The sequence below is a fragment of the Mycobacterium sp. 1165196.3 genome, from assembly GCF_001673415.1.
In the GTDB taxonomy this organism is placed as follows: domain Bacteria; phylum Actinomycetota; class Actinomycetes; order Mycobacteriales; family Mycobacteriaceae; genus Mycobacterium; species Mycobacterium europaeum_A.
The window spans coordinates 1-24,094 of record NZ_LZLU01000015.1; the positions used below are offsets into that span (position 1 = coordinate 1).

General features: G+C 68.7%; 18 protein-coding genes. 17 read left to right on the forward strand and 1 reads right to left on the reverse strand.

All coding sequences use genetic code 11. From position 1 onward, the window contains the following. The 17 genes from A5659_RS01635 to A5659_RS01715 form a co-directional block, all read left to right on the forward strand. Positions 1-619 (forward strand): glycosyltransferase family 2 protein (locus A5659_RS01635; RefSeq protein ID WP_197497876.1); only part of this gene is annotated, 619 nt, incomplete at its 5' end. Continuing rightward, on the forward strand, positions 616-1,446 hold the full coding sequence (locus A5659_RS01640; RefSeq protein WP_066873040.1) for an ABC transporter permease: 831 nt from the start codon (positions 616-618) through the stop codon (positions 1,444-1,446). The genes A5659_RS01635 and A5659_RS01640, both read left to right, overlap by 4 nt. A gap of 99 nt (positions 1,447-1,545) precedes the next feature. Then, positions 1,546-2,424, forward strand: coding sequence for a TauD/TfdA family dioxygenase (locus A5659_RS01645; RefSeq protein WP_067178984.1), 879 nt, complete (start codon positions 1,546-1,548; stop codon positions 2,422-2,424). Positions 2,425-2,529: 105 nt separating this feature from the next. Further along, positions 2,530-3,009: a GreA/GreB family elongation factor gene (locus A5659_RS01650; protein WP_066873046.1), complete on the forward strand. Its 480-nt coding sequence runs from the start codon at positions 2,530-2,532 to the stop codon at positions 3,007-3,009. Between the two features lie 111 nt (positions 3,010-3,120). Then, positions 3,121-3,486: a GtrA family protein gene (locus A5659_RS01655; protein WP_156748758.1), complete on the forward strand. Its 366-nt coding sequence runs from the start codon at positions 3,121-3,123 to the stop codon at positions 3,484-3,486. A 32-nt stretch (positions 3,487-3,518) separates the two neighbouring features. After that, positions 3,519-4,910 carry an FAD-binding oxidoreductase gene (locus A5659_RS01660; RefSeq protein WP_067178987.1) on the forward strand — a complete coding sequence of 464 codons (1,392 nt, stop codon included), beginning with the start codon at positions 3,519-3,521 and terminating at the stop codon, positions 4,908-4,910. Further along, the gene (locus A5659_RS01665; RefSeq protein ID WP_066873055.1) at positions 4,911-5,675 is read left to right on the forward strand and encodes a decaprenylphospho-beta-D-erythro-pentofuranosid-2-ulose 2-reductase; all 765 of its coding nucleotides are present in this window, start codon (positions 4,911-4,913) and stop codon (positions 5,673-5,675) included. It abuts the gene before it with no gap. 2 nt (positions 5,676-5,677) lie between these two features. Next, positions 5,678-7,699, forward strand: a complete 2,022-nt coding sequence (locus A5659_RS01670) for a galactan 5-O-arabinofuranosyltransferase (RefSeq protein ID WP_067178989.1) — start codon at positions 5,678-5,680, stop codon at positions 7,697-7,699. Between the two features lie 6 nt (positions 7,700-7,705). Beyond that, entirely contained in the window at positions 7,706-10,984 is a 3,279-nt protein-coding gene (locus A5659_RS01675; RefSeq protein WP_156748754.1) for an arabinosyltransferase domain-containing protein, read from the forward strand. A gap of 99 nt (positions 10,985-11,083) precedes the next feature. Further along, positions 11,084-11,407, forward strand: coding sequence for a helix-turn-helix transcriptional regulator (locus A5659_RS01680; RefSeq protein ID WP_066873066.1), 324 nt, complete (start codon positions 11,084-11,086; stop codon positions 11,405-11,407). Further along, positions 11,404-11,889 carry an SRPBCC family protein gene (locus tag A5659_RS01685; protein ID WP_067178991.1) on the forward strand — a complete coding sequence of 162 codons (486 nt, stop codon included), beginning with the start codon at positions 11,404-11,406 and terminating at the stop codon, positions 11,887-11,889. The genes A5659_RS01680 and A5659_RS01685 overlap by 4 nt, the downstream gene beginning before the upstream one ends. Next, on the forward strand, positions 11,886-12,509 hold the full coding sequence (locus A5659_RS01690; protein WP_067178993.1) for a maleylpyruvate isomerase family mycothiol-dependent enzyme: 624 nt from the start codon (positions 11,886-11,888) through the stop codon (positions 12,507-12,509). The genes A5659_RS01685 and A5659_RS01690 overlap by 4 nt, the downstream gene beginning before the upstream one ends. 67 nt (positions 12,510-12,576) lie before the next feature. Continuing rightward, positions 12,577-15,903, forward strand: coding sequence for an arabinosyltransferase domain-containing protein (locus A5659_RS01695; RefSeq protein ID WP_067178995.1), 3,327 nt, complete (start codon positions 12,577-12,579; stop codon positions 15,901-15,903). 77 nt (positions 15,904-15,980) lie between these two features. Continuing rightward, on the forward strand, positions 15,981-19,220 hold the full coding sequence (locus A5659_RS01700; protein WP_067179026.1) for an arabinosyltransferase domain-containing protein: 3,240 nt from the start codon (positions 15,981-15,983) through the stop codon (positions 19,218-19,220). A gap of 171 nt (positions 19,221-19,391) precedes the next feature. After that, positions 19,392-19,907 carry a hypothetical protein gene (locus A5659_RS01705; protein ID WP_066873084.1) on the forward strand — a complete coding sequence of 172 codons (516 nt, stop codon included), beginning with the start codon at positions 19,392-19,394 and terminating at the stop codon, positions 19,905-19,907. A gap of 119 nt (positions 19,908-20,026) precedes the next feature. Next, complete coding sequence (locus tag A5659_RS01710) at positions 20,027-20,476, forward strand: FHA domain-containing protein (RefSeq protein ID WP_066873087.1); 450 nt, start codon at positions 20,027-20,029, stop codon at positions 20,474-20,476. Positions 20,477-20,675: 199 nt separating this feature from the next. Then, the gene (locus A5659_RS01715; RefSeq protein WP_067178997.1) at positions 20,676-22,457 is read left to right on the forward strand and encodes an acyl-CoA dehydrogenase family protein; all 1,782 of its coding nucleotides are present in this window, start codon (positions 20,676-20,678) and stop codon (positions 22,455-22,457) included. A gap of 71 nt (positions 22,458-22,528) precedes the next feature. Here A5659_RS01715 and A5659_RS01720 read toward each other — a convergent pair whose 3' ends face one another. Continuing rightward, positions 22,529-24,094, reverse strand: a complete 1,566-nt coding sequence (locus A5659_RS01720) for an acyl-CoA carboxylase subunit beta (RefSeq protein ID WP_156748756.1) — start codon at positions 24,092-24,094, stop codon at positions 22,529-22,531.

Consider the following 24,094-nt stretch of genomic DNA (forward strand, 5'->3'; position numbering starts at 1 on the left):
GGATACGGGCGTGCTGGCCACCCTGCTGGCGTGTGCCGAGAAGTACGGCCTGGCCGAGGTGTCGCCGATGGTGTGCAACATGGCCGACCCGGAGCGGCTGGCGTTCCCGTTGCGTCGCGGTCTGGTATGGCGCAGGCGCACAAGCGAATTACGCACCGAGGCGGGCCAGGACCTGCTGCCCGGGATCGCGTCGCTGTTCAACGGCGCGTTGTTTCGGGCCGCCACCCTGGACGCCGTCGGTGTCCCGGATCTGCGGCTGTTCATCCGCGGCGACGAGGTGGAACTGCACCGCCGGCTGGTGCGATCCGGCCTGCCGTTCGGGACCTGCCTGGACACCGTCTACCTGCATCCCTGCGGATCCGATGAGTTCCGGCCGATCCTGGGCGGCCGGATGCACACCCAATATCCCGACAACCCCACCAAGCGGTTTTACACCTACCGCAACCGCGGCTACCTGCTGTCGCAGCCCGGCCTGCGCAAGCTGGTGGTGCAGGAGTGGGTCCGGTTCGGCTGGTTCTTCCTGGTGAGCCGTCGCGACCCGCGGGGACTGGCCGAGTGGATCCGGTTGCGGCGCTTGGGGCGTCGCGAGCGGTTCGGGAAACCGGAAGGAACGCAGTGACTTTCGTCGACGCGGCGGCACAGTCGCGCACCTTTACCCGCGCCCGCAGCGATCTCGTCGACGGCTTCCGCCGTCATGAGCTGTGGTTGCACCTGGGCTGGCAGGACATCAAGCAGCGCTACCGGCGTTCGGTGCTGGGGCCGTTCTGGATCACCATCGCGACCGGTACCACCGCCGTCGCGATGGGCGGCTTGTACTCCAAGCTGTTTCATCTCGAGCTGTCGGTGCATCTGCCGTACGTCACGCTGGGGCTGATCATCTGGAACCTGATCAACGCCGCCATCCTGGAAGGCGCCGACGTCTTCGTCGCCAACGAGGGTCTGATCAAGCAGTTGCCCACGCCGCTGAGCGTGCACGTCTACCGGCTGGTGTGGCGGCAGATGATCCTGTTCGCGCACAACATCGTCATCTACGTCGTCATCGCGATGATCTTCCCCAAACCCTGGTCGTGGGCCGACCTTTCGGTGCTCCCCGCGCTGGCGCTGATCGTGCTGAACTGCATCTGGGTGTCGCTGTGTTTCGGCATCCTGGCCACCCGCTACCGCGACATCGGCCCGTTGCTGTTTTCGATCGTGCAGCTGCTGTTCTTCATGACGCCGATCATCTGGAACGACGACACCCTGCGGCAGCAGGGCGCCGGGCGCTGGTCGAAGATCGTCGAACTCAACCCCCTGCTGCACTACCTCGACATCGTGCGCGCCCCGCTGCTGGGCTCGCATCAGGAACTGCGGCACTGGGCCGTGGTGCTGGTGCTGACCGCCGTCGGCTGGCTGCTGGCCGCGTTCGCGATGCGCCAATATCGCGCCCGGGTGCCGTACTGGGTGTAGCCGCTGGGGTGCTGTCGCTCGAACTCCCATGCTGGCTGGGTTGCCGGGGACCCTTTTTGGGTGGACATTCGTGCTCAGATGAACGATGGAGGGCGCGCGATGGACATCGTCCCGTTGGGCCCGGGCTTTGCCGCCGAATTGCGTGGAGTGACGATCCACGAGATTGCTTCCGACGACGCCGTATACGCGGTGGTGCGCGCGGCGTTCGAGGAGCATTCGGTTCTGGTCCTTCGTGACCAGGACGTCACCGATGAAGCGCAACTTGCCTTCTCGCGCCGGTTCGGCCCGCTCGAGGTTACCAAGCCGGGGTCGGTGGGCGCCGGCAGCAACCTCGTGGTGCTCAAGACCCTCGACGAAGAGGGCAACGTGCTGCCCGAGGATCACCGGCTTGCTCTCGAAAACAAGGCGAACCAGCTGTGGCACACCGACAGTTCGTTCAAGCGGGTGCCGGCGCTGGCTTCGGTGCTGTCGTCGCGCATCGTTCCTGCACGGGGAGGCGAGACCGAGTACGTCTCGACGCGGCTTGCGTTCGACCGCCTCGATCCGGCGCTGCAACGGCAGCTGGAGAACTCCTTCGCCTGGCACGAGTACGCCTTTTCGCGCGCCAAGATCGCGCCGGACCTTGTCGGTCCCGTTGAACGGGCGGCGCTGCCGCCGCAGTGTTGGCGTCTCGTCTGGACGAATCCAGTTAACGGCCGCAAGGCGTTGTACATGGCCTCGCACACTTTCGCGATCGAGGGCATGGAGCGTACAGCGGCCCAGGACTTGCTTTTCGAGCTGACTCAGGCGGCGACCGCCCCCGGAACGAGCTACTTGCACGCGTGGCGCAAGGGCGACGTGGTGATGTGGGACAACCGCGCGATCATGCACCGCGGCCGCCCGTGGCCGGCGCGCGAGCCGCGCCACATGGTGCGGAGCACGGTTGCGGCGACGGCCGGGGATGGGCTCGACGCGATGCGTCCGCCGAGGCGCCGGTGACATGCCACTTCGACGGCCACGCCGCCGTTCTAGGTGGTGGCGGGGGCCCCGTCGTGGTGTCACACTGAAACGCCACCTGAGCAACCGGTCGAAAGGTCCACCGACGTGAGCAAAAAGGTCCCATCGGCAGCGGACGCCGCGCGGAACAACCTCGAAGCGGAGCTGGACCGGCTACGGCAACGGCGCGAGCGCCTCGAAGCCGAGGTCAAGAACGACCGCGGGATGGTGGGCGACCACGGTGACGCAGCCGAGGCGATCCAGCGCGCGGAGGAACTGGTGGTGCTCACCGACCGGATCTCCGAATTGGACCGGCGCCTACGGGCCGGGCCGTCGGACACCGACGCGTCGGAGACGCTGCCCGGCGGCACCGAGGTGACGCTGCGGTTCGCCGACGGTGAAGTGGTCACGATGCAGGTGATCTCCATCGTCGAGGAGACTCCCGTCGGCGGGGAGGGCGAGACGTTGACCGCGCGCAGTCCGCTGGCCCAGGCCCTGGCCGGCCGCAAACCCGGGGACACGGTCACCTATTCGACGCCGCAGGGCGAGAACCAGGTCGAGTTGATCTCGGTCAAGCTGCCCCGCTGACGCTCGCCGGGAAAAGCCCGGCGGCCCCGTAGACTCCCCTCGATGGTTGCCCCGCTGCCCGATTCCGCGTCCGAGGACGTGCGCCCGGGCTTGCCCCTCACGACGCAGGTCATCCGGTTCGTCGTCACCGGTGGCCTGGCGGGAATCGTGGACTTCGGGCTCTACCTGCTGCTGTGGAAGGTCCTGGGCGTCCAGGTCGACCTTTCCAAGGCCACCAGCTTCATCGTCGGCACCATCACCGCCTACCTGATCAACCGCCGCTGGACCTTCCAGGCGAACCCCAGTACCGCCCGGTTCGTCGCCGTCATGGTTCTCTACGCCGTCACGTTCGCGGTCCAGGTCGGGCTCAACCACCTGTGCCTGGCGTTGCTGCACTACCGGGGGTGGGCGCCGCTGGTCGCATTCGTGATCGCCCAGGGCACCGCGACGGTGATCAACTTCGTGGTGCAGCGGGCCGTAATCTTCCGCATCCGCTGAGCCGCCATCGGCAGGCGGTACCCTCTTTGACGATGTCGAGCACCGATCCCGTGACCAAGCCCGCCCAGTTGATGGGCTTCGGGCGCACCGCGCCGTCGGTGGCCCAGGTGCTCTCCACCCGCGATCCCGAGGTGATCGCGAAGGCCGTGGCCCGGGTGGCCGACTCGGACGATCCCAAGGGCCGGGGCATGATCGCCCGCGGCCTGGGCCGCTCCTACGGCGACAACGCCCAAAACGGCGGCGGCCTGGTGATCGACATGACCGGGCTCAACCGCATCCACTCGATCAGCGCCGACACCCGGCTGGTCGACGTCGACGCCGGGGTCAGCCTGGACCAGTTGATGAAGGCCGCGCTGCCGTTCGGGCTCTGGGTCCCGGTGCTGCCGGGAACCCGTCAGGTCACCGTCGGCGGCGCGATCGCCTGCGACATCCACGGCAAGAACCACCACAGCGCGGGCAGCTTCGGTAACCACGTCCGCTCGATGGACCTGCTCATGGCCGACGGCACCGTCCGCGCCATCACCCCCGACAGCGAGGACGCGGACCTGTTCTGGGCGACCGTCGGAGGCAACGGCCTGACCGGGATCGTGCTGCGCGCCACCATCGCCATGACTCCGACGGAGACGGCGTATTTCATCGCCGACGGCATCGCCACCAAGGACCTCGACGAGACGGTCGCCGTTCACCTCGACGGCAGCGAAGCCAACTACACCTACTCCAGCGCCTGGTTCGACCTGATCAGCCCGCCACCGAAGCTGGGCCGCGCCGCGGTCAGCCGGGGCAGCCTGGCCAAGCTGGACCAGCTACCCAAGAAGCTGGCCAAGAACCCGCTGAAATTCGATGCGCCGCAGCTGTTGACGGTGCCGGACGTGTTTCCCGTCAGCGCCATGAACAAGCTGTCGTTCATGGCGATCGGCGAGGTGTATTACCGGCTGGGCGGAACCTACAGCGGCAAGATCCAGAACCTGTCGCAGTTCTACCACATGCTTGACCTGGTCAGCGGCTGGAATAATGCTTACGGCCCAAGGGGTTTCGCCCAACACCAATTCCTGGTTCCGCCGGACGCGATGGACGAATTCAAGGCCATCATCCGCTGGATCCAGACCAGCGGGCACTACTCGGCGCTCAACGTGTTCAAGCTCTTCGGCCCGGGCAACCGCGCGCCGCTGAGTTTCCCGATGGCCGGCTGGAACGTCGCCATGGACTTCCCCAACAAGCCGGGGATCAATGAGTTCCTCAACGAACTCGACCGGCGCGTCCTGGAATTCGGCGGAAGGGTATACACCGCCAAGGATTCCCGGGTGAGCGCAGAAACCTTCCACGCCATGTATCCGCGCATCGACGAATGGATCGCGATACGCCGCAAGGCCGACCCCCTGCGGGTGTTCGCCTCCGACATGGCCCGACGTTTGGAGCTGCTGTAAATGGTGCTCGATGCCGTAGGTAATCCGCAGACCATCCTGCTGCTCGGCGGTACCTCCGAGATCGGCCTGGCCATCTGCGAACGCTACCTGCAGAACGCGCACGCGCGAATTGTCCTGGCCGCCATGCCCAATGATCCGGCCCGGGACGCCGCGGTGGCCCAGATGAAGGCCGCCGGTGCGCGCTCGGTCGAGCTGATCGACTTCGAGGCCACCGACCCCGACACCCACCCGAAGATGATCGAGGCGGCCTTCGCCAACGGAGATATAGACGTCGCGATCGTCGCCTTCGGCATTCTCGGTGACGCCGAGGAGTTGTGGCAGAACCAGCAGAAAGCGGTGCTGGCCGCCGAAATCAACTACACCGCAGCGGTTTCGGTGGGCGTGCTGCTCGGTGAGAAAATGCGCGCCCAGGGCTTCGGGCAGATCATCGCGATGAGCTCGGCCGCCGGTGAGCGGGTGCGGCGGTCCAACTTCGTCTACGGCTCCACCAAGGCCGGGTTGGACGGATTCTATTTGGGGCTCGGAGAGGCGTTGCGTGAGTACGGGGTTCGCGTGCTGGTGATCCGGCCCGGCCAGGTGCGTACCCGGATGAGCGCGCACGTCAAGGAAGCCCCGCTCACCGTCGATAAGGAATACGTCGCCAACCTCGCGGTGACTGCGGCCGCCAAAGGTAAGGAATTGGTTTGGGCACCAGCAGCATTCCGCTATGTGATGATGGTGTTGCGACACGTCCCGCGTCCCATCTTCCGCAAGCTTCCCATTTGATCATGCGCAACGCGCTGGCCACCCTCGGCCAGATGGCCTTGGCGGCGCTGGTCGCGGTAGCCGTCGCGGTGGTCTCGCTGATCGCCATCTCCCGGGTGCAATGGCCGGCGTTCCCGTCCTCCAACCAACTGCACGCCCTGACCACCGTCGGGCAGGTCGGCTGCCTGGCCGGGCTGGTCGCCGTCGGCTGGGCGTGGCGGCGCTGCAGCCGTCCCCGCGGCCGGTGGTTGACCCGGTTGGGTGGGCTGGTCTTCGTGTCGGCGTTCACCGTGGTGACGCTGGGCATGCCGCTGGGGGCGACCAAGCTGTACCTGTTCGGCATCTCCGTCGACCAGCAGTTCCGCACCGAGTACGTCACCCGGCTCGCCGACAGCCCCGCCCTGCGCGACATGACCTACCTCGGGCTGCCGCCGTATTACCCGCCGGGCTGGTTCTGGATCGGCGGGCGCGCCGCCGCGCTCGGCGGCACACCGGCGTGGGAGATCTTCAAGCCGTGGGCCATCACGTCGATCACCATCGCGGTCGCGGTCGCGCTGGTGCTGTGGTGGCGCCTGGTCCGGTTCGAATACGCGCTGATCGTCACCGCCGCGACGGCCGCGGTGACGCTGGCCTACGGCTCGCCCGAGCCGTACTCGGCGATGATCACCGTGCTGTTGCCGCCGATGCTGGTGCTGACCTGGTCGGGCCTGCGCGCCGGTGAGCGCGGGACTGGCCGCGCTTCTGACGCCGAGCGTGAAACTAACTGCACAGTCGATTCCGAGCGTGAAACTAACTTCACACTCGCGGCAGGGGTGCGCGCGGAGCCGGACGCGCCCGGTCGTGCGGGGTGGAGCGCGGTGATCGCCGCCGGGCTGTTTCTGGGCTGGACGGCCACCTGGTACACGCTGCTGTTCGGGTTCACCGCGTTCACGGTCGCACTGATGGCCCTGTGGCTGGCCGGCGTGCGCTGGCGGCGCAACCGGCACAGTGGCGGCGTCAAGGCCGCCCTCGATCCGCTGCGGCGGTTGGCCGTCATCGCCAGCATCGCCGTCGTGATCGCCTGCACCACCTGGTTGCCGTTCGTGTTGCGGGCGCTGCACAACCCGATCAGCAACACCGGCAGCGCCCAGCATTACCTGCCGGCCGACGGCGCGCAGCTGACGTTCCCGATGCTGCAGTTCACGCTGCTGGGCGTCGTCTGCCTGATCGGCACCCTGTGGCTGGTGGTGCGGGCCCGTTCGTCGGTGCGGGCGGGCGCCCTGGCCATCGGCGTGCTGGCCATCTATTTGTGGTCGCTGCTGTCGATGCTCACCACGCTGGCGCGCACCACCCTGTTGTCCTTCCGGCTGCAGCCGACCCTGAGCGTGCTGCTGGTCGCGGCCGGGGCCTTCGGCTTCGTCGAACTCGCCCAGGCGCTGGCCGCCGTGGGCCGCGAACGCGGCTGGGGCCGCGCCGTCTTCCCAGTGGCCGGCGCGATCGGGCTGGCCGCCGCGATCGCGTTCAGCCAGGACATCCCCGACGTGCTGCGCCCCGACCTCACCATCGCCTACACCGACACCGACGGTCACGGCCAACGCGGGGACCGCCGCCCGCCCAGCGCCGAGAAGTTCTACGCCACAATCGATCACGCCATCACCCAGGTGACCGGCAAGCCGCGCGATCAGACCGTCGTGATGACCGCCGACTACAGCTTCCTGTCCTTCTACCCGTACTGGGGATTTCAGGGCCTCACCTCGCACTACGCCAACCCGCTCGCGCAGTTCGACCTGCGGGCCGCGCAGATCAACAAGTGGTCCAACCTCAAGACCGCCGACGAGCTGCTCCATGCCCTGGACACCTGCCCCTGGCCCCCGCCCACGGTTTTCCTCATGCGCCGCGGCGCCGCGGGCAACTACACGCTGCGGCTGGCCGAGGACGTCTACCCCAACCAGCCCAACGTGCGGCGCTACACCGTCGATCTGCGCGGCGCCCTGTTCGACAGCCCGCGTTTCACCGTCCAGAGCATCGGCCCGTTCGTGCTGGCCATCCGCAAGCCGGGGGCGTAACCGCTGATGAGCACCGACACCACGCCTCAAACGGGGCCTCAAACGGCCGAAGAACTAGCATCTAGCTCCGTGAACGACACGGGAGCGAATCACCGGATCGCCCGGCTGGTTGCCTCCGTCGCCGGGCTGCTCGGCGTGCTGCTGGCGATCGCCACCCCGCTGCTCCCGGTCAACCAGACCACCGCCCAACTGAACTGGCCGCAGAACGGCACCTTCGGCAGCGTCGACGCCCCGCTGATCGGCTACGTGGCCACCGATTTGAACATCACCGTCCCGTGTGACGCCGCCGCCGGACTGGCCGGACCCGGCAACGCCGGCAAGACGGTGTTGTTGTCGACGGTGCCCAAGCAGGCACCCAAGGCCGTCGACCGGGGCCTGCTGATCGTGCGCGCCAACAACGACCTGGTGCTGGTGGTGCGCAACGTCCCGGTGGTGACCGCTCCGCTGAGCGAGGTGCTCAGTCCGGCCTGCCAGCGGTTGACCTTCACCGCGCACGCCGAGAAGGTCACGGCCGAATTCGTCGGACTCACGCAGGGACCCAACGCCGAGCATCCCGGCTCGCCGCTGCGCGGCGAGAAAAGCGGCTACGACTTCCGGCCGCAGATCGTCGGGGTCTTCACCGACCTGAGCGGACCGGCGCCGTCGGGCCTGCACTTCTCGGCGACCATCGACACCCGCTACAGCAGCAGCCCCACCCCGCTGAAGATGGCCGCGATGATCCTGGGGCTGGTGCTGACCGCCGCCGCCCTGGTCGCGCTGCACATCCTCGACACCGCAGACGGCACCCGGCACCGCCGCTTCCTGCCGGCCCGTTGGTGGTCGATCGGCGGGCTGGACGCGCTGGTGATCGGCGTGCTGGTGTGGTGGCATTTCGTCGGCGCCAACACGTCCGACGACGGCTACATCCTGACCATGGCACGGGTCTCCGAGCACGCCGGCTACATGGCCAACTACTACCGCTGGTTCGGCACGCCCGAAGCGCCGTTCGGCTGGTACTACGACCTGCTGGCGCTGTGGGCCCACGTGAGCACCACCAGCGTCTGGATGCGGTTGCCCACCCTGGTGATGGCGCTGACGTGCTGGTGGGTGATCAGCCGCGAGGTCATGCCCCGGCTGGGTCATGCCGTCAAACAGAACCGGGCCGCGGCCTGGACCGCCGCGGGCATGTTCCTGGCCGTCTGGCTGCCGCTCGACAACGGCCTGCGGCCCGAGCCGATCATCGCCCTGGGCATCCTGCTGACCTGGTGCTCGGTGGAACGCGCGGTGGCCACCAGCCGGCTGCTGCCGGTGGCGATCGCCTGCATCATCGGCGCGCTGACCCTGTTCTCCGGGCCGACGGGCATCGCCTCGATCGGCGCGCTGCTGGTCGCGATCGGGCCGCTGCGGACCATCCTGCATCGCCGCTCCACGCGGTTCGGTGCGCTGCCGCTGATAGCCCCGCTGCTGGCCGCCGCCACCGTCACCGCGATCCTGATCTTCCGCGACCAGACCCTGACCGGCGAGATCCAGGCCAGCATGCTCAAGCGGGCCGTCGGCCCCAGCCTGAGTTGGTTCGACGAACACATTCGCTACGAGCGGCTGTTCATGGCCAGCCCGGACGGGTCGGTCGCCCGCCGCTTCGCCGTGCTGGCGCTGGTTCTCGCGCTCGGCGTCACGGTGGCAATGTCGTTGCGCAAGGGCCGGATTCCGGGCACGGCCGCCGGGCCGAGCCGGCGCATCGTCGGCATCACCATCATCTCCTTCGCCGCGATGATGTTCACCCCCACCAAATGGACCCACCACTTCGGGGTGTTCGCCGGACTGGCCGGACCGCTGGGCGCGCTGGCCGCGGTCGCGGTGACCGCGGTGGCGATGCGGTCGCGGCGCAACCGGACCGTGTACGCCGCGGTGGTGCTGTTCCTGGTGGCGTTGTCGTTCGCCAGCGTCAACGGCTGGTGGTACGTCTCGAATTTCGGCGTGCCCTGGTCCAACGAGTTCCCGGCCTGGCACTACGCCTTCGCCACCGCGCTGCTCGGGTTGACCGCGGCGGTGCTGCTGCTGGCCGCCTGGTTCCACTTCGTCGCCCCGGACAACGGGCCGCCCAGAACCCGGCTGGGCGCCCGAGTGGCCGGAATCATCCAGTCCCCCTTGGCAATTGCCACATGGGTCCTGGTGGTGTTCGAGGTGGCCTCGCTGACCCTGGCGATGACCGACCAGTATCCGGCATGGTCGGTCGGTCGCTCCAATCTGCAAGCGCTGACCGGGAAGTCGTGCGGACTGGCCGAGGACGTGCTGGTGGAGCAGGAGCCCAACGCCGGCATGCTGGCGCCGGTGAACGCTTCGGTCGCCGACGCATTGGGCGCCGGCCTGTCGGAAGGCTTCACGCCCAACGGAATTCCCGCCGACGTGCGCGCGGACCCGGTGATGGAACGGCCGGGTGACCGCAGCTTCGTCAACGACGAGGAGAAGACCGGCAGCAACCAGGCCGGCACCGAGGGCGGCACCACCCCGGCACCGGGCATCAACGGCTCGTCGGCCCAGCTGCCCTTCAACCTCGATCCCGCCCGCACGCCGGTGCTCGGCAGCTGGCGCTCGGGCATCCAGATTCCCGCGCACCTGCGGTCCAGCTGGTATCGACTGCCGGCGCGCGACAAGGCGCGCCCGCTGCTGGTGGTGAGCGCCGCCGGGCGCTTCGACCCCCGCGAGGTCCAGGTGCAGTGGGCCACCGACGATCAGGCGGCCGGCGGACACCCCGGCGGTTCGTTCCAATTCGCCGACGTGGGGGCGTCGCCGGCCTGGCGCAACCTGCGGTTGCCACTGTCGGCGATCCCGAGCTCGGCCACCCAGATCCGGCTGGTCGCCGACGACGAGGACTTGGCCCCGCAGCACTGGATCGCGCTGACCCCGCCCAGGATTCCGCAGCTGCGCACGCTGCAGGACGTGGTGGGCTCCGCCGACCCGGTGTTCCTCGACTGGCTCGTCGGGCTCGCCTTCCCGTGCCAGCGACCGTTCGGTCACCAGAACGGCGTCGACGAGACGCCGAGATGGCGCATCCTGCCCGACCGATTCGGCGCCGAGGCCAACTCGCCGGTGATGGACAACAACGGCGGCGGTCCGCTGGGGGTGACCGAGCTGTTGGTCAAGGCGACCACGATGGCCACCTACCTCAAGGACGACTGGTCTCGCGACTGGGGTTCGCTGCAGCGGCTGACGCCCTACTACCCGGACGCGCAGCCCGCCCACCTGCTGCTGGGGACGGCCACCCGCAGCGGCCTGTGGGGCCCGGCACCGCTGCGTAAAACCTAGGCGCACAGCACTTTTCTCGAGGGCTTCGCCGCACGGGTGCGACGGCCCGCGCGGGCCGACCCTTGCCGTCCGCCGTCGGTAAGCCTAGACTTACGGTTCGTGGTCACTTACCAAACGGGTGACGTCTGGCTGGCGCTGGCGGATGGGACGCGGCGGGCCATCGTGGAGCGTCTTGCCCACGGCCCGTCGGCGGTCGGCGAGTTGGCCCGCGACCTGCCGGTCAGCAGACCGGCGGTGTCCCAGCATCTCAAGGTGCTCAAGTCCGCCGGGCTGGTGCGCGACCGCGCCGCGGGAACCCGTCGCGTCTATCAGCTCGATCCGGCCGGCCTGCAGGCGCTGCGCGCCGACCTCGACCGGTTCTGGACACAGGCGCTGGCCGGCTACGCGCAGACCATCGACGAGATGAACGAGGGAGCAACATGACCCAGCGGATTGGAAACGTCAACCACCACATCGTCGTCAACGCCCCCATCGAGCGCGCGTTCGCCGTCTTCACCGAGCAGTTCGGCGCGTTCAAGCCGCGCGAGCACAACCTGTTGGCGGTCCCGATCGCCGAGACGGCGTTCGAACCCCAAGTGGGCGGCCATATTTACGACCGAGGCGTCGACGGCAGCGTGTGCCGATGGGCGCGGATCCTGGTCTACGAGCCGCCACACCGCGTGGTGTTCAGCTGGGACATCGGTCCGACATGGCAGCTGGAAACCGACCCGGCCAAGACGAGCGAGGTCGACGTCCGCTTCACCGCCGAGTCCGGTGACCGCACCCGGGTCGACCTCGTACACCGCCACCTGGACCGGCACGGGCCGGGCTGGGAGTCCGTCGCCGACGGCGTCGACGGCGACGCGGGTTGGCCGTTGTACCTCGGCCGGTACCGGGAGTTGATCGTCGGCGGTGATCCGCGATGAGCGCCGACCTGATGACCATGGCCCGCGCCGAGCGGGCCGACCTCGCCGAATTCCTGGCCACCCTGGCGCCGCAAGACTGGCAGGTGCCCACCCTGTGCACCCGCTGGAGCGTCAAAGACGTTGTCGCGCATGTGATCAGCTACGAGGAGCTGGGCGCGCTGGGGTTGCTGAAACGGTTCGCCAAGGGCGCGATCGTGCGGGCGAACCAGGTGGGTGTCGACGAATTCGCGGCCCTGACCCCGCAACAGCTGCTGGAATTCCTGCGCGGCCACCTCCAACCGCGGGGACTGACAGCGGGTTTCGGCGGGATGATCGCGCTCGTCGACGGCACCATCCATCACCAGGACATCCGCCGCGCGCTCGACCGGCCGCGGCAGGTGCCGCCCGATCGGCTCGAGCGGATCCTTCCGCTGGTGCCCGGCAATCCCCGGCTCGGCGCCGGCCGCAGGATCCGGGGCCTGCGCCTGCGCGCCACCGACGTCGAGTGGACGCACGGCGACGGGCCCGAGGTGACCGGCCCCGGCGAGGCGCTCCTGCTGGCCATGACCGGGCGTCCGGCCGCCCTGGCCGACCTGGACGGTCCGGGGCTGGCCACGCTGGCGGACCGCGTCCGCGGATAGCGTCCCCGGTGCCCGCGCGGCCCCGCGTCCTCATCGGACAAAGCAGCGTCGCTTACGATCGAGCCTCGTGCCCCACGACGGTAAAGAGCGATCGCAGCGGATCCCCCGGTCGGTGGCCGCCATCGCGGGAATCGTGGGCCTGCTGCTGTGCCTGTCCGTCCCGCTGCTTCCGGTGCGGCAGACCACCGCAACGGTCCTGTGGCCCCAGGGCAGCACGGACGGGCACGTCAGCCAGATCACCGCGCCGCTGGTGTCCGGGGCGCCCCGCGCGCTGGACATCTCCATTCCCTGCCCGGACATCGCCACCCTGCCCGCCGGTGGCGGCCTGGTCGTCGCGACGCTGCCGCCGGGTGGCATGGACGCCGGGAAGAACGGGCTGTTCGTGCGGGCGAACACGGACGTCGTCGTCGTCGCGTTCCGCGACACCGTGGCCGCGGTCGCGCAACGCTCGGCCGTCGCCGCCGGCGGCTGCAGCGTGCTGCACGTCTGGGCCGACGCCGGCGCGACCGGCGCGGACTTCGTCGGCATACCGGGCGCCTCGGGGATCCTGTCGCCCGAAAAGAAACCCCAGGTGGGCGGCGTCTTCACCGACATGAAGGTGCCCGCGGGGCCGGGGCTGTCGGCCCGCATCGACATCGACACCCGCTTCATCACCGCGCCCACCGTCCTCAAGGAAATCGTGATGGCCCTGGGCGCCCTGGCGGTGCTGACGGCCATCATCGCGCTCGCGGTGCTGGACCGCCGCAGCCGGGGCGGCAGCACCCTGCTCAACTGGCGCTCCCCGATCGCCTGGCTCTCCCGGTATCGCCCCGGCACGCACCTTGCCAACTGGCGGCGGGTGGGCATCGCGACGTGGATCGCCGACGCCGGGGTCATCGCCACGCTGCTGTTGTGGCACATCATCGGCGCCACGTCGTCGGACGACGGCTACAACCTGGCCATCGCGCGGGTCGCCCCCGGCGCCGGTTACATCGCCGACTACTACCGCTACTTCGGCACCACCGACGCTCCCTTCGACTGGTACCTGAGCCTGCTGGCCAAGATGGCCTCCGTCAGCACGGCCGGCGTGTGGATGCGACTGCCCGCCACGCTGGCCGCGATCGGCTGCTGGCTGATCATCAGCCACTGGGTGCTGCGCCGGCTCGGACCCGGCCGCGGCGGCCTGGCGGCCAACCGGGTGGCGGTGTTCACCGCGGGCGCGGTGTTCGTGGCGGCGTGGCTGCCGTTCAACAACGGACTGCGGCCCGAACCGCTGATCGCCCTCGGCGTGCTGGTCACCTGGATGCTGGTGGAACGGGCAATCGCGCTGCGTCGGTTGGCCCCGGCGGCGGTGGCCATCATCGTGGCGCTGCTGAGCGCGACGCTGGCACCGCAGGGCCTGATCGCCGTCGCCGCGCTGCTGACCGGGGCGCGCGCCGTCGCCCAGACGATCCGGCGCCGCCGGCAAAGCGACGGCCTGCTCGCACCGCTGGCCGTGCTGGCGGCCTCGGCGTCGCTGATCCTCGTGGTGGTCTTCCGCAGTCAGACGCTGGCCACGGTCGGGGAATCGGCCCGCATCAAGTACAAGGTCGGCCCGACCATCGCCTGGTACCAGGATTGGCTGCGCTACTACTTCCTCACGGTGGAATCGAACCCCGACGGGTCGATGGCCCGGCGATTCGCGGTGCTGGTGCTGCTGCTGTGCATGTTCGGCATGCTGGTCACCCTGCTGCGCCGCGGCCGGATTCCGGGCGTGGCCACCGGGCCGGCCTGGCGGTTGATCGGCACATGCGCCTTCGGCCTGCTGTTGCTGACGTTCACCCCGACGAAGTGGGCGGTCCAGTTCGGTGCGTTCGCCGGGCTGGCCGGGGCGCTGGGCGCGGTGACCGCGTTCGCCCTGGCCCGGATCGGCCTGCACAACCGCCGCAACCTGACCCTGTACGTCACCGCCCTGCTGTTCGTGCTGGCGGTGGCGACCTCCGGCATCAACGGCTGGTTCTACGTCGGCAACTACGGGGTGCCGTGGTACGACATCCAGCCGGTCGTGGCCAGCCACCCGGTGACGTCGATGTTTTTGGCGCTGTCGATCGCGACCGGCCTGCTGGCCGCCTGGCAGCACTTCCGGATGGACTACGCCGGGCACACCGAGGTCAAGGACAACCGGCGCAACCGGGTGCTGGCGTCGACGCCGCTGCTGGTGGTCGCAACCATCATGGTCGTCGGCGAAGTCGCGTCGCTGACCAAGGGCGCGGTGTTCCGCTATCCGCTCTACACCACCGGCAAGGCGAACCTCGCCGCGATCAGCTCGGGGCTGTCGAAGACCAGCTGCGCCATGGCCGACGACGTGCTGGCCGAGCCCGACCCCAACGCCGGCATGCTGCAGCCGGCGCCCGGGCAGACGTTCGGGCCGGACGGCCCGCTGGGCGGTGTCAACCCGGTCGGCTTCAAACCCGACGGCGTGGGCGACGACCTGAGGTCGTACCCGGTGGTCACCAAGCCGGGCGTGGTGAATTCCACCGGCTCACCCAACAAACCCAATGCCACCATGACCGACTCCGCGGGCACGGCCGGCGGGAAAGGCCCCGTCGGGGTGAACGGCTCGCATGCCGCGCTGCCCTTCGGACTGGACCCGGCCCGCACCCCGGTAATGGGCAGCTACGGCGAAAACTCGCTGGCCGCCACCGCGACCTCGGCCTGGTACCAGCTGCCGCCGCGTAGCCCGGACCGGCCGATCGTGGTGGTGACGGCTGCCGGTGCCATCTGGTCGTACAAGGAGGACGGCACCTTCACCTATGGGCAGCAGCTCAAACTGCAGTGGGGCGTCTCCCGTCCCGACGGCACCACCCAGCCGCTGGCACAGGTGTATCCGATCGACATCGGGCCGGAGCCGGCGTGGCGCAACCTGCGGTTCCCGCTCACCTGGGCGCCACCGGAGGCCAACGTGGCCCGCATCGTCGCCTACGACCCCAACCTGAGCTCGGACCAGTGGTTCGCGATCACGCCGCCGCGCGTCCCGGTGCTGCAGACCCTGCAGCAGTTGATGGGGTCGCAGACCCCCGTGCTGATGGACATCGCCACGGCCGCGAACTTCCCGTGCCAGCGGCCGTTCTCCGAACACCTTGGCGTTGCCGAACTACCGGCATACCGCATCCTGCCCGACCACAAGCAGACGGCGGCGTCGTCGAACGGGTGGGAGGCCAGCGAGGACGGGGGTCCGTTCCTGATCACTCAGGCGATGCTTCGTACCTCGACGATCGCGACGTACCTGCGGGGTGACTGGCATCGCGACTGGGGATCCGTCGAGCAGTACTTCCGGTTGGTGCCGGCTGATCAGGCGCCGGACGCCACAATCGAACAGGGTGTGATGACAGTGCACGGGTGGAGCCGGCAGGGACCGATTCGGGCGCTGCCATGAGCGATCGCAAGGGCGGCGAAGCCGGGCGCCGGGGGCACCTCCCGCTTGCGGGGGACGGGTCGCGAACCGACCAGCAAATGAGTATCACGACCGTCGACAAGCGCGAGCGCGAAGCGTTGTCCCGCCAGGACGTGCGGGTGACGCGCTGGGTCGCGACGATCGCCGGGCTGATCGGTTTCATCCTGTCGATCGCCACCCCGCTGTTGCCCGTCGTGCAGACCACCGCGACGCTGAACTGGCCGCAGAACGGCCAGCTGAACAGCGTTACCGCGCCGCTGATTTCGCTCACCCCGGTCGACGTGAAGGTAACCGTGCCGTGCTCGGTGGTGCGCGGCCTGCCACCGGAGGGCGGCGTCGTGCTCAGCACGGCGCCCAAGAAGGGCAAGGACGCCGCGCTCAACGCGTTGTTCGTGGTGGTCAACGGCAAACGCGTCGACGTCACCGACCGCAACGTGGTGATCGCCAGCGCGGCCCGCGATCAGGTGGAGTCAGCACAGTGTCAGCGCATCGAGATCACCTCGACGAAGGCGGGCGCGTTCGCCACGTTCGTCGGGCTGACCGATCCGGCGGGCAAGCCGCTCGGCGGCGGCTTCCCCGACCCGAACCTGCGGCCACAGATCGTCGGGGTGTTCACCGACCTGAGCGGGCCGGCCCCGGCCGGTCTGCAACTCTCGGCGACCATCGACACCCGGTTCTCCACCACCCCAACGACTTTGAAGCTGGCCGCGATGGTGCTGGCCATCGTGTCCACCATCGTCGCGCTGATCGCCTTGTGGCGCCTCGATCAGTTGGACGGTCACCGGATGCGCCGGCTCATTCCGGCGAACTGGCGCACGTTCACCCTGGCCGACGTCACGGTGATCTCCGGCTTCGTGCTGTGGCATGTGATCGGGGCGAACTCGTCGGACGACGGCTACATCCTGGGCATGGCCCGGGTGGCCGATCGCGCCGGCTACATGTCGAACTACTTCCGCTGGTTCGGTAGCCCCGAGGACCCCTTCGGCTGGTACTACAACCTGCTGGCATTGATGACCCACGTCACCGACGCCAGCCTGTGGATGCGGTTGCCGGACCTGATCGCGGGGATCGTGTGCTGGCTGCTGCTCTCGCGGGAAGTGTTACCCCGGCTCGGCCCTGCGGTGGCCGCCAGCAAGGCGGCGAACTGGGCGGCGGGCATGGTCCTGCTGACGGCCTGGATGCCGTTCGACAACGGCCTGCGGCCCGAGCCGATCATCGCCGTCGGTTCGCTGATCACCTACGTGCTGATCGAGCGCTCCATGCGCTACAGCCGGCTCACCCCCGCCGCGCTGGCCGTCATCACCGCGGCCTTCACCCTGGGCGTCCAGCCCACCGGGTTGATCGCGGTGGCAGCGCTGGTCGCCGGTGGCCGCCCGATCCTGCGCATCTTGGTGAAACGCCATCGCCTGGTCGGCACCTGGCCGCTGGTGGCGCCGATGCTGGCCGCCGGCACGGTCATCCTGACGGTAGTGTTCGCCGATCAGACGCTGTCAACGGTGTTGGAAGCCACCAGGATTCGCACCTCGATCGGCCCCAGCCAGGCCTGGTACACCGAGAACCTGCGCTACTACTACCTGATCCTGCCGACCGTCGACGGCTCGCTGTCGCGCCGCTTCGGCTTCCTGATCGCCGCGCTGTGCCTCTTCACCGCGGTCTTTATCATGTTGCGGCGCAAGCGAATTCCCGGTGTTGCGCGCGGGCCGGCCTGGCGGCTGATGGGCGTCATCTTCGGCACCATGTTCTTTCTGATGTTCACCCCCACCAAGTGGGTGCACCACTTCGGGCTGTTCGCCGCGGTGGGAGCGGCGATGGCCGCGCTGACGACGGTGCTGGTGTCGCACGAGAGCTTGCGCTGGTCGCGTAACCGCATGGCCTTCCTGGCGGCGCTGCTGTTCGTGCTGGCCCTGTGTTTCGCCACCACCAACGGCTGGTGGTACGTGTCGAGCTTCGGCGTCCCGTTCAACAACGTGATGCCGCGGATCCACGGAATCAGCATCAGCACCGTCTTTTTCGCGCTGTTCGTGATCGTCGCGCTCTATGCGGCGTACCTGCACTTCGCGCCCCGGGACCGCGGCGAAGGACGGCTGGCGCGGACGCTGACCGCCGCGCCCATCCCCCTCGCGGCCGGCTTCATGGCGTTCGTCTTCATCGCCTCGATGGTGGCCGGGATCGTGCGCCAGTACCCGACCTACTCGAACGCCTGGGACAACCTGCGGGAGTTCAGCGGCGGCTGCGGGCTGGCCGACGACGTGCTCGTCGAGCCCGACAGCAATGCCGGCTTCATGATGCCTTTCAAAACAGGAGAGCCGGACAATTACGGCCCGCTCGGGCCGTTGGGTGGCGTCAGCCCAACGGGATTCACGCCCAACGGCGTACCGGACCGCACCCTGGCCGAGTCGATCAAGGAGACGGAGGTGCCGCAGCCCGGCACCGACTACGACTGGGATGCGCCGACCAAGCTGAAGGCCCCGGGCGTCAACGGCTCGACGGTGCCGCTGCCGTATGGCCTCGACCCCGGCCGGGTGCCGCTGGCCGGCAGCTACACCACCGGCGCGCAGCAGCAGAGCCGGCTCACCTCGGCGTGGTACCAGCTGCCGAAGCCGGATGACGGACACCCGCTGGTGGTGGTGACCGCCGCGGGCACCATCGCCGGCAACAGCATCCTGCACGGCCACACCAGCGGCCAGACCGTGGAACTGGAATTCGGCAGGCCCGACCCTGGCGGCGCGGTGCAGCCGGCCGGCCGGCTGGTGCCCTACGACCTGTACGGCGAGCAGCCGAAGGTGTGGCGGAACCTGCGCTTCGCGCGTTCGGCGATGCCCGCCGACGCGGTCGCGGTTCGGGTGGTTGCCGAGGACCTGTCCCTGACACCGGACGACTGGATCGCGCTGACTCCGCCACGGGTGCCTGAGCTGCGGTCGTTGCAGGAGTACGTCGGCTCCAAGCGGCCGGTGCTGATGGACTGGGCGGTGGGACTGGCGTTCCCGTGCCAGCAGCCGATGCTGCACTCCAACGGCGTCACCGACATCCCGGAGTTCCGCATCACCCCGGACTACAACGCCAAGAAGCAGGACACCGACACCTGGCAGGACGGCGTCAACGGCGGCCTGCTGGGCATCACCGACCTGTTGCTGCGGGCCCACGTGATGTCGACATACCTGTCCCATGACTGGGGCCGCGACTGGGGATCGCTGCGCAAGTTCGACACCATCGCCGACGCCCACCCGGCGCAGCTCGACCTGGGCACCGCCACCCGCACCGGATGGTGGTCACCCGGGCCGATCCGCATCAAGCCCTAGCGGAACGCCGAAAACACGGCGCCGAAATGGTTTTGCGCGTGGTTATTCGGCGTGGAATAGCGCAATGAATTAACGCCCGGGTAATTACCGGGCAGAGGTTTAATACCGCCAATCTCGGGTGAATACTCATTCCGCTGTGATCCAGTTCACACCGCGGAGCGAGGTGGCCGAATGCACACACTGACACGCCTGGGAACCTGCGCGGCCGCGGCCACCGCGGTCATCACCCCCGCCGCGGCTTCGGCCGTCGGCACCGCGTCCGCCGAGGGCGGCGGCACGACCGTCGTTTTCGACACCTATCTGCGGCGATGCGACTTCAGCAAGATCAGCATCGCCCCCAAAGTACCCGGCCCGATGCTCGGCACCGGTTCGGCCATCGTCCGCACCAGCGGATCCAGGGCGGTCGCCGAGGTGCACCTGGTCGACGCGCCCGAACCGGGCGCGCAATTCGACGTCGGCCTCATCGAAGAACCCCGCCCGTCCTCATCGACCTGCGGCCCCGGCGACCCGGGAACCGCATTTACCAGCATGGTCACCGACGGGGCAGGAAACGCAACGGCGACCGTTGCTGACACCATTCGGCCGGGCACGACCGGCGTGTGGGTGATTATCGAGCGGCCGAATGCGAACTCCCAGAACCCGGCGGAGTTCTATACCTCCGAGTTCGTGGTGCCGGTGCGGTCCTAGCCGCCGCGCGCCCGCGCGGTGGCGCCGGGCGAGCGGGTGAAGCGGGGACTTCCGGCCCTATTTTGACGTTTGAGTCAAATGCTGCGATGGGAGTATCCGAGGAATCTGGGGAGGGAGCGGTGTCGGCGTCGCACAGGGACACAAGCCAGCAGCGAATCGCCGCGGCCGATGATGCCACCGGCGACATGGGTTCCCTGCTGCGCGCCGACGCCCGCGACGACGTCGACATGTCATCGGCCGTCGCCGAGGCGGCGGCGGACTTGGACCGCGGTTCGGCCATGCTCGTCGTGAAGCGGGGCCCCAACGTCGGGGCGAGATTCGTGTTGAACCAGCCGGTCATGAACGCGGGCCGGCATCCGGCCAGCGACATCTTTCTCGACGACATCACGGTCAGCCGCAGGCACGCCGAATTCCACTCCGAGAACGGCGAATTCCGCGTCGTCGATCTCGGCAGCCTCAACGGCACCTACCTCAACCGTGCCGCCGTCGACTCCGCGGTGCTGACCAACGGCGACGTGCTCCAGGTCGGCAACTTCAGGCTGATCTTCCTCACCGCCCAGCCGACGTAACAGCGACGAGGGGATTCGTGACCGCTGACCCCGGGCACAGTGCCGACGACATCCGGGTACGCATCGGCGAATTCAGTTCCGGCCGAATCATTTCCGTGCGGTTCGGCACCAGTGGCCGGATCATATTGACCCGAATCGCCCGCGGCGCCCGCTTGCGGGCTACTGCCTGACGACCGGCCCGGCGCGTAGCGTCTGACCCATGAGCGACTACGCCCTAGAGGCGGTGGACCGGCTGCCGTTTTCCACCGACGAGAAATCGCAGCGCTACGCGACGGAGAACTACGGCGGCGCGGTGGGACTCAACTGGTACCTCACCGATCCCACGCTGCAGTTCACCATGGCCTACTACCTCGAGCCGGACGAACTCGCGCTGGCCGAACGCCATTTGACCCGCATCGGGGAGCTGATGGGCGGGCCGGTGGCGCGCTGGGCCGAGGAGACGGATCGCAACCCCCCGCGGCTGCAGCGCTACGACCGGTGGGGTCATGACATCAGCGAGGTGGTCATGCCGGCCTCCTTCACGCAATCCAAGCGGGCGGTCCTGGACGCCCAGCGGGCGCTGCGCACCGAAGCGCGCGAGGCGAAGATGAGCTCGTCGCTGACCATGTTCGCCTCGAATTACCTGCTGAACCAAGCCGATATCGGCATGGGCTGCGCGCTGGGCACCGGCGGCGGCATGGTCCAGTCGCTGGTGGCCGCCTACGCGCCGCCCGACGTGGCCGAGCACGTGGCGGCCAAATTCGCCTCCGGCGAGTGGGCCGGCGAGACGGCGCAGCTGCTGACCGAACGCACCGGCGGCTCCGATCTGGGCGCGCTGGAGACCACCGCCCGGCGCGTCGGTGACGCGTGGTTGTTGAACGGCTTCAAGTGGTTCGCGTCCAACTGCGCCGGGCAGGCGTTCGCCGTCTTGGCGAAACCCGAAGGCGCACCGGATTCTTCGCGCGGCGTCGCCAACTTCCTGGTGCTGCGCACCCGCCGCGACGGATCCCGCAACGGCGTGCGGGTGCGACGGCTGAAGGACAAGCTGGGCACCCGCTCGGTGGCCTCCGGCGAGGTCGAATTCGTCGACGCCGAAGCGTTTCTGCTGTCCGGCGAGCCCACCGACGCCGCTGGGCCGTCCGACGGCAAGGGCCTGGGACGCATGATGGAGCTGACCAACGCCGCGCGCCTGGGCATCGCGTTGTTCGCGCTCGGCAACGCGCGGCGCGCCCTGGTGGAATCGCTGTGTTACGCCCGGCAACGCCGGGCATTCGGCGGCGCGCTGATCGACAAGCCACTGATGCGGCGCAAGCTCGCCGAGCTGATCGTCGACGTCGAGGCGGCGCAGGCGCTGGTGTTCGACGGTACCGGCGCCACCAACCATCGTCAGCCGCGCAGCATGCGGCAGCGCATCGCCGTGCCGGTCACCAAGCTCAGGGTATGCCGGCTGGGGATCACCGCGGCCTCGGACGCGATTGAAATCCACGGCGGCAACGGCTATATCGAGACCTGGCCGGTGGCGCGGCTGCTGCGCGACGCGCAAGTGAACACCATCTGGGAGGGGCCGGACAACATTCTGTGTCTGGACGTGCGGCGCGGGATCGAGCAGAGCCGCGCGCACGAGACGCTGCTGGCGCGGCTGCGCGACGCGGTGTCGGTCGCCGACGACGGCGAAACCACCCGGCTGGTCGCCGGGCGGATCGAGGACCTGGACGCGGCGATCACCGCCTGGACCAAACTCGACAGGCAGACGGCCGAGGCCCGGCTGTTCCCGCTGGCCCAATTCATGGGCGACGTCTACGCCGGCGCCCTGCTGATCGAGCAGGCCGCGTGGGAGCGCGCGACCCGGGGCGGTGAGCGCAAGGCGCTCGTCGCGGGTCTGTACGCGCAGCGCTATCTCGCCGATCGCGGGGCGCTGCGCGGCATCGACGCCGACTCCGACGAGGCGCTGGAGCGCTTCGACGAACTGGTAGACGGCGCATTCGCCGCCGAGCAGACATAAAAGCACGCGAAAACGCCTCAAAATGAGCGTTTTTGGGTGCTTTTGCGTCTGCTCGCGTTGAGGCGTGAGGCCTAGATCGGGATGAGCCCGTGCTTACGGGCCGTGCGGAACCATAATTGCTTGTCCCGCAACAGTTTCATTGACTTGCGCAGCAGCAGCCGGGTCTCGTGCGGGTCGATGACCGCGTCGATGAATCCGCGTTCAGCGGCGGTCCAGGGGATCGCCATGTTGAGGTTGTAACCCTCGATGAAGTCCTTCTTGATCTGCTGCGCCTCGGGGGTGGTGGGATCGGGGAACCGCTTCATCAGCAGCTGCGCGGCCCCCTCGGCGCCGATCACCGCGATGCGCGCGGTCGGCCAGGCGAAGTTGAAGTCCGCGGTCAGCTGCCGGGATCCCATCACGGCGTAGGCGCCACCGTACGACTTGCGGACCGTGATGGTCACCTTCGGCACGTCGGCCTCCACGACCGAGTACAGGAACCGGCCGCCGCGCTTGATGATGCCGTTCTTCTCCTGCTCGGCACCGGGCAGGAAGCCGGGCGTGTCCACCACGAACACCAGCGGGATGTTGAACGCGTCGCAGAACCGGATGAACCGCGCCGCCTTGTCGGAGGCCTCGTTGTCGATCGACCCGGACAGGTACATGGGCTGGTTGGCGATCACGCCGACCGGGCGCCCGTCGATCCGGGCGAACCCGGTGATGATGGCCGGCCCGTGCTGCGCGGCGACGTCGAGGAAGTCGCCGTCGTCGAAGATCCGCAGCAGGATCTCGTGCATGTCATAGGCCATGTTGTCCGAGTCCGGCACGATCGAGTCGAGCTCGAGATCGGTCGGGGTGGTCTCCGGCTCGAGGCCGGGGTTGACGATCGGGGGCTCGCTGACGGCGCTCGACGGCAGGAACGACAGGAAGTCGCGGACGTACTGGAACGCCTCGGCCTCGGAGTTCACCACCTGGTGGATGTTGCCGTTGCGGGCCTGCGCATCCGAGCCGCCGAGCTCGTCGAGGGTGACGTCCTCACCGGTGACCTCCCGGATGACGTCGGGCCCGGTGACGAAGAAGTACCCCTGGTCACGCACCGAGACCAGCAGGTCGTCCTGGATCGGCGAATACACCGCTCCCCCAGCGCATTTGCCGAAGATCAGCGAGATCTGCGGCACCAGACCGCTCAAAGCCTCGTGGCGGCGGCCCAGCTCGGCGTACCACGCCAGCGAGGTGACGGCGTCTTGGATGCGGGCGCCGCCCGAGTCCTGGATGCCGATGATCGGGCAGCCGACCATCGCGCACCACTCCATCAGGCGGGCGACCTTGCGGCCGAACATCTCGCCGACGGTGCCCTGGAACACGGTCTGGTCGTGGGAGAACACCCCGACCGGCCGGCCGTCGATCATGGCGTGGCCGGTGACGCAGCCGTCGCCGTAGAGCGCGTTCGGGTCGTTGGGCGTCTTGGCCAACGCCCCGGTCTCGAGGAAGGTGCCGGGATCGACCAGCGCGTGCACCCGGGCGCGGGCGCTGGGGATGCCCTTCTTGTCGCGCTTGGCGACGGCCTTCTCACCGCCCGGCTCTTTGGCCAATTCCAAGCGACGGTAGAGCTCGGCCAGCTTCTCGGCGGTGGTGTGCTGAATGGGAGCCGGCGCCAT

Bases quoted from the DNA above. Each gene is read 5' to 3' on its own strand.
- A5659_RS01645 (WP_067178984.1), top strand. From the start codon at position 1,546: ATGGACATCGTCCCGTTGGGCCCGGGCTTTGCCGCCGAATTGCGTGGA.
- A5659_RS01660 (WP_067178987.1), top strand. From the start codon at position 3,519: ATGTCGAGCACCGATCCCGTGACCAAGCCCGCCCAGTTGATGGGCTTC.
- A5659_RS01665 (WP_066873055.1), top strand. From the start codon at position 4,911: ATGGTGCTCGATGCCGTAGGTAATCCGCAGACCATCCTGCTGCTCGGC.
- A5659_RS01670 (WP_067178989.1), top strand. From the start codon at position 5,678: ATGCGCAACGCGCTGGCCACCCTCGGCCAGATGGCCTTGGCGGCGCTG.
- A5659_RS01675 (WP_156748754.1), top strand. From the start codon at position 7,706: ATGAGCACCGACACCACGCCTCAAACGGGGCCTCAAACGGCCGAAGAA.
- A5659_RS01685 (WP_067178991.1), top strand. From the start codon at position 11,404: ATGACCCAGCGGATTGGAAACGTCAACCACCACATCGTCGTCAACGCC.
- A5659_RS01690 (WP_067178993.1), top strand. From the start codon at position 11,886: ATGAGCGCCGACCTGATGACCATGGCCCGCGCCGAGCGGGCCGACCTC.
- A5659_RS01700 (WP_067179026.1), top strand. From the start codon at position 15,981: ATGAGTATCACGACCGTCGACAAGCGCGAGCGCGAAGCGTTGTCCCGC.
- A5659_RS01705 (WP_066873084.1), top strand. From the start codon at position 19,392: ATGCACACACTGACACGCCTGGGAACCTGCGCGGCCGCGGCCACCGCG.
- A5659_RS01715 (WP_067178997.1), top strand. From the start codon at position 20,676: ATGAGCGACTACGCCCTAGAGGCGGTGGACCGGCTGCCGTTTTCCACC.
- A5659_RS01720 (WP_156748756.1), bottom strand. From the start codon at position 24,094: ATGGCGCCGGCTCCCATTCAGCACACCACCGCCGAGAAGCTGGCCGAG.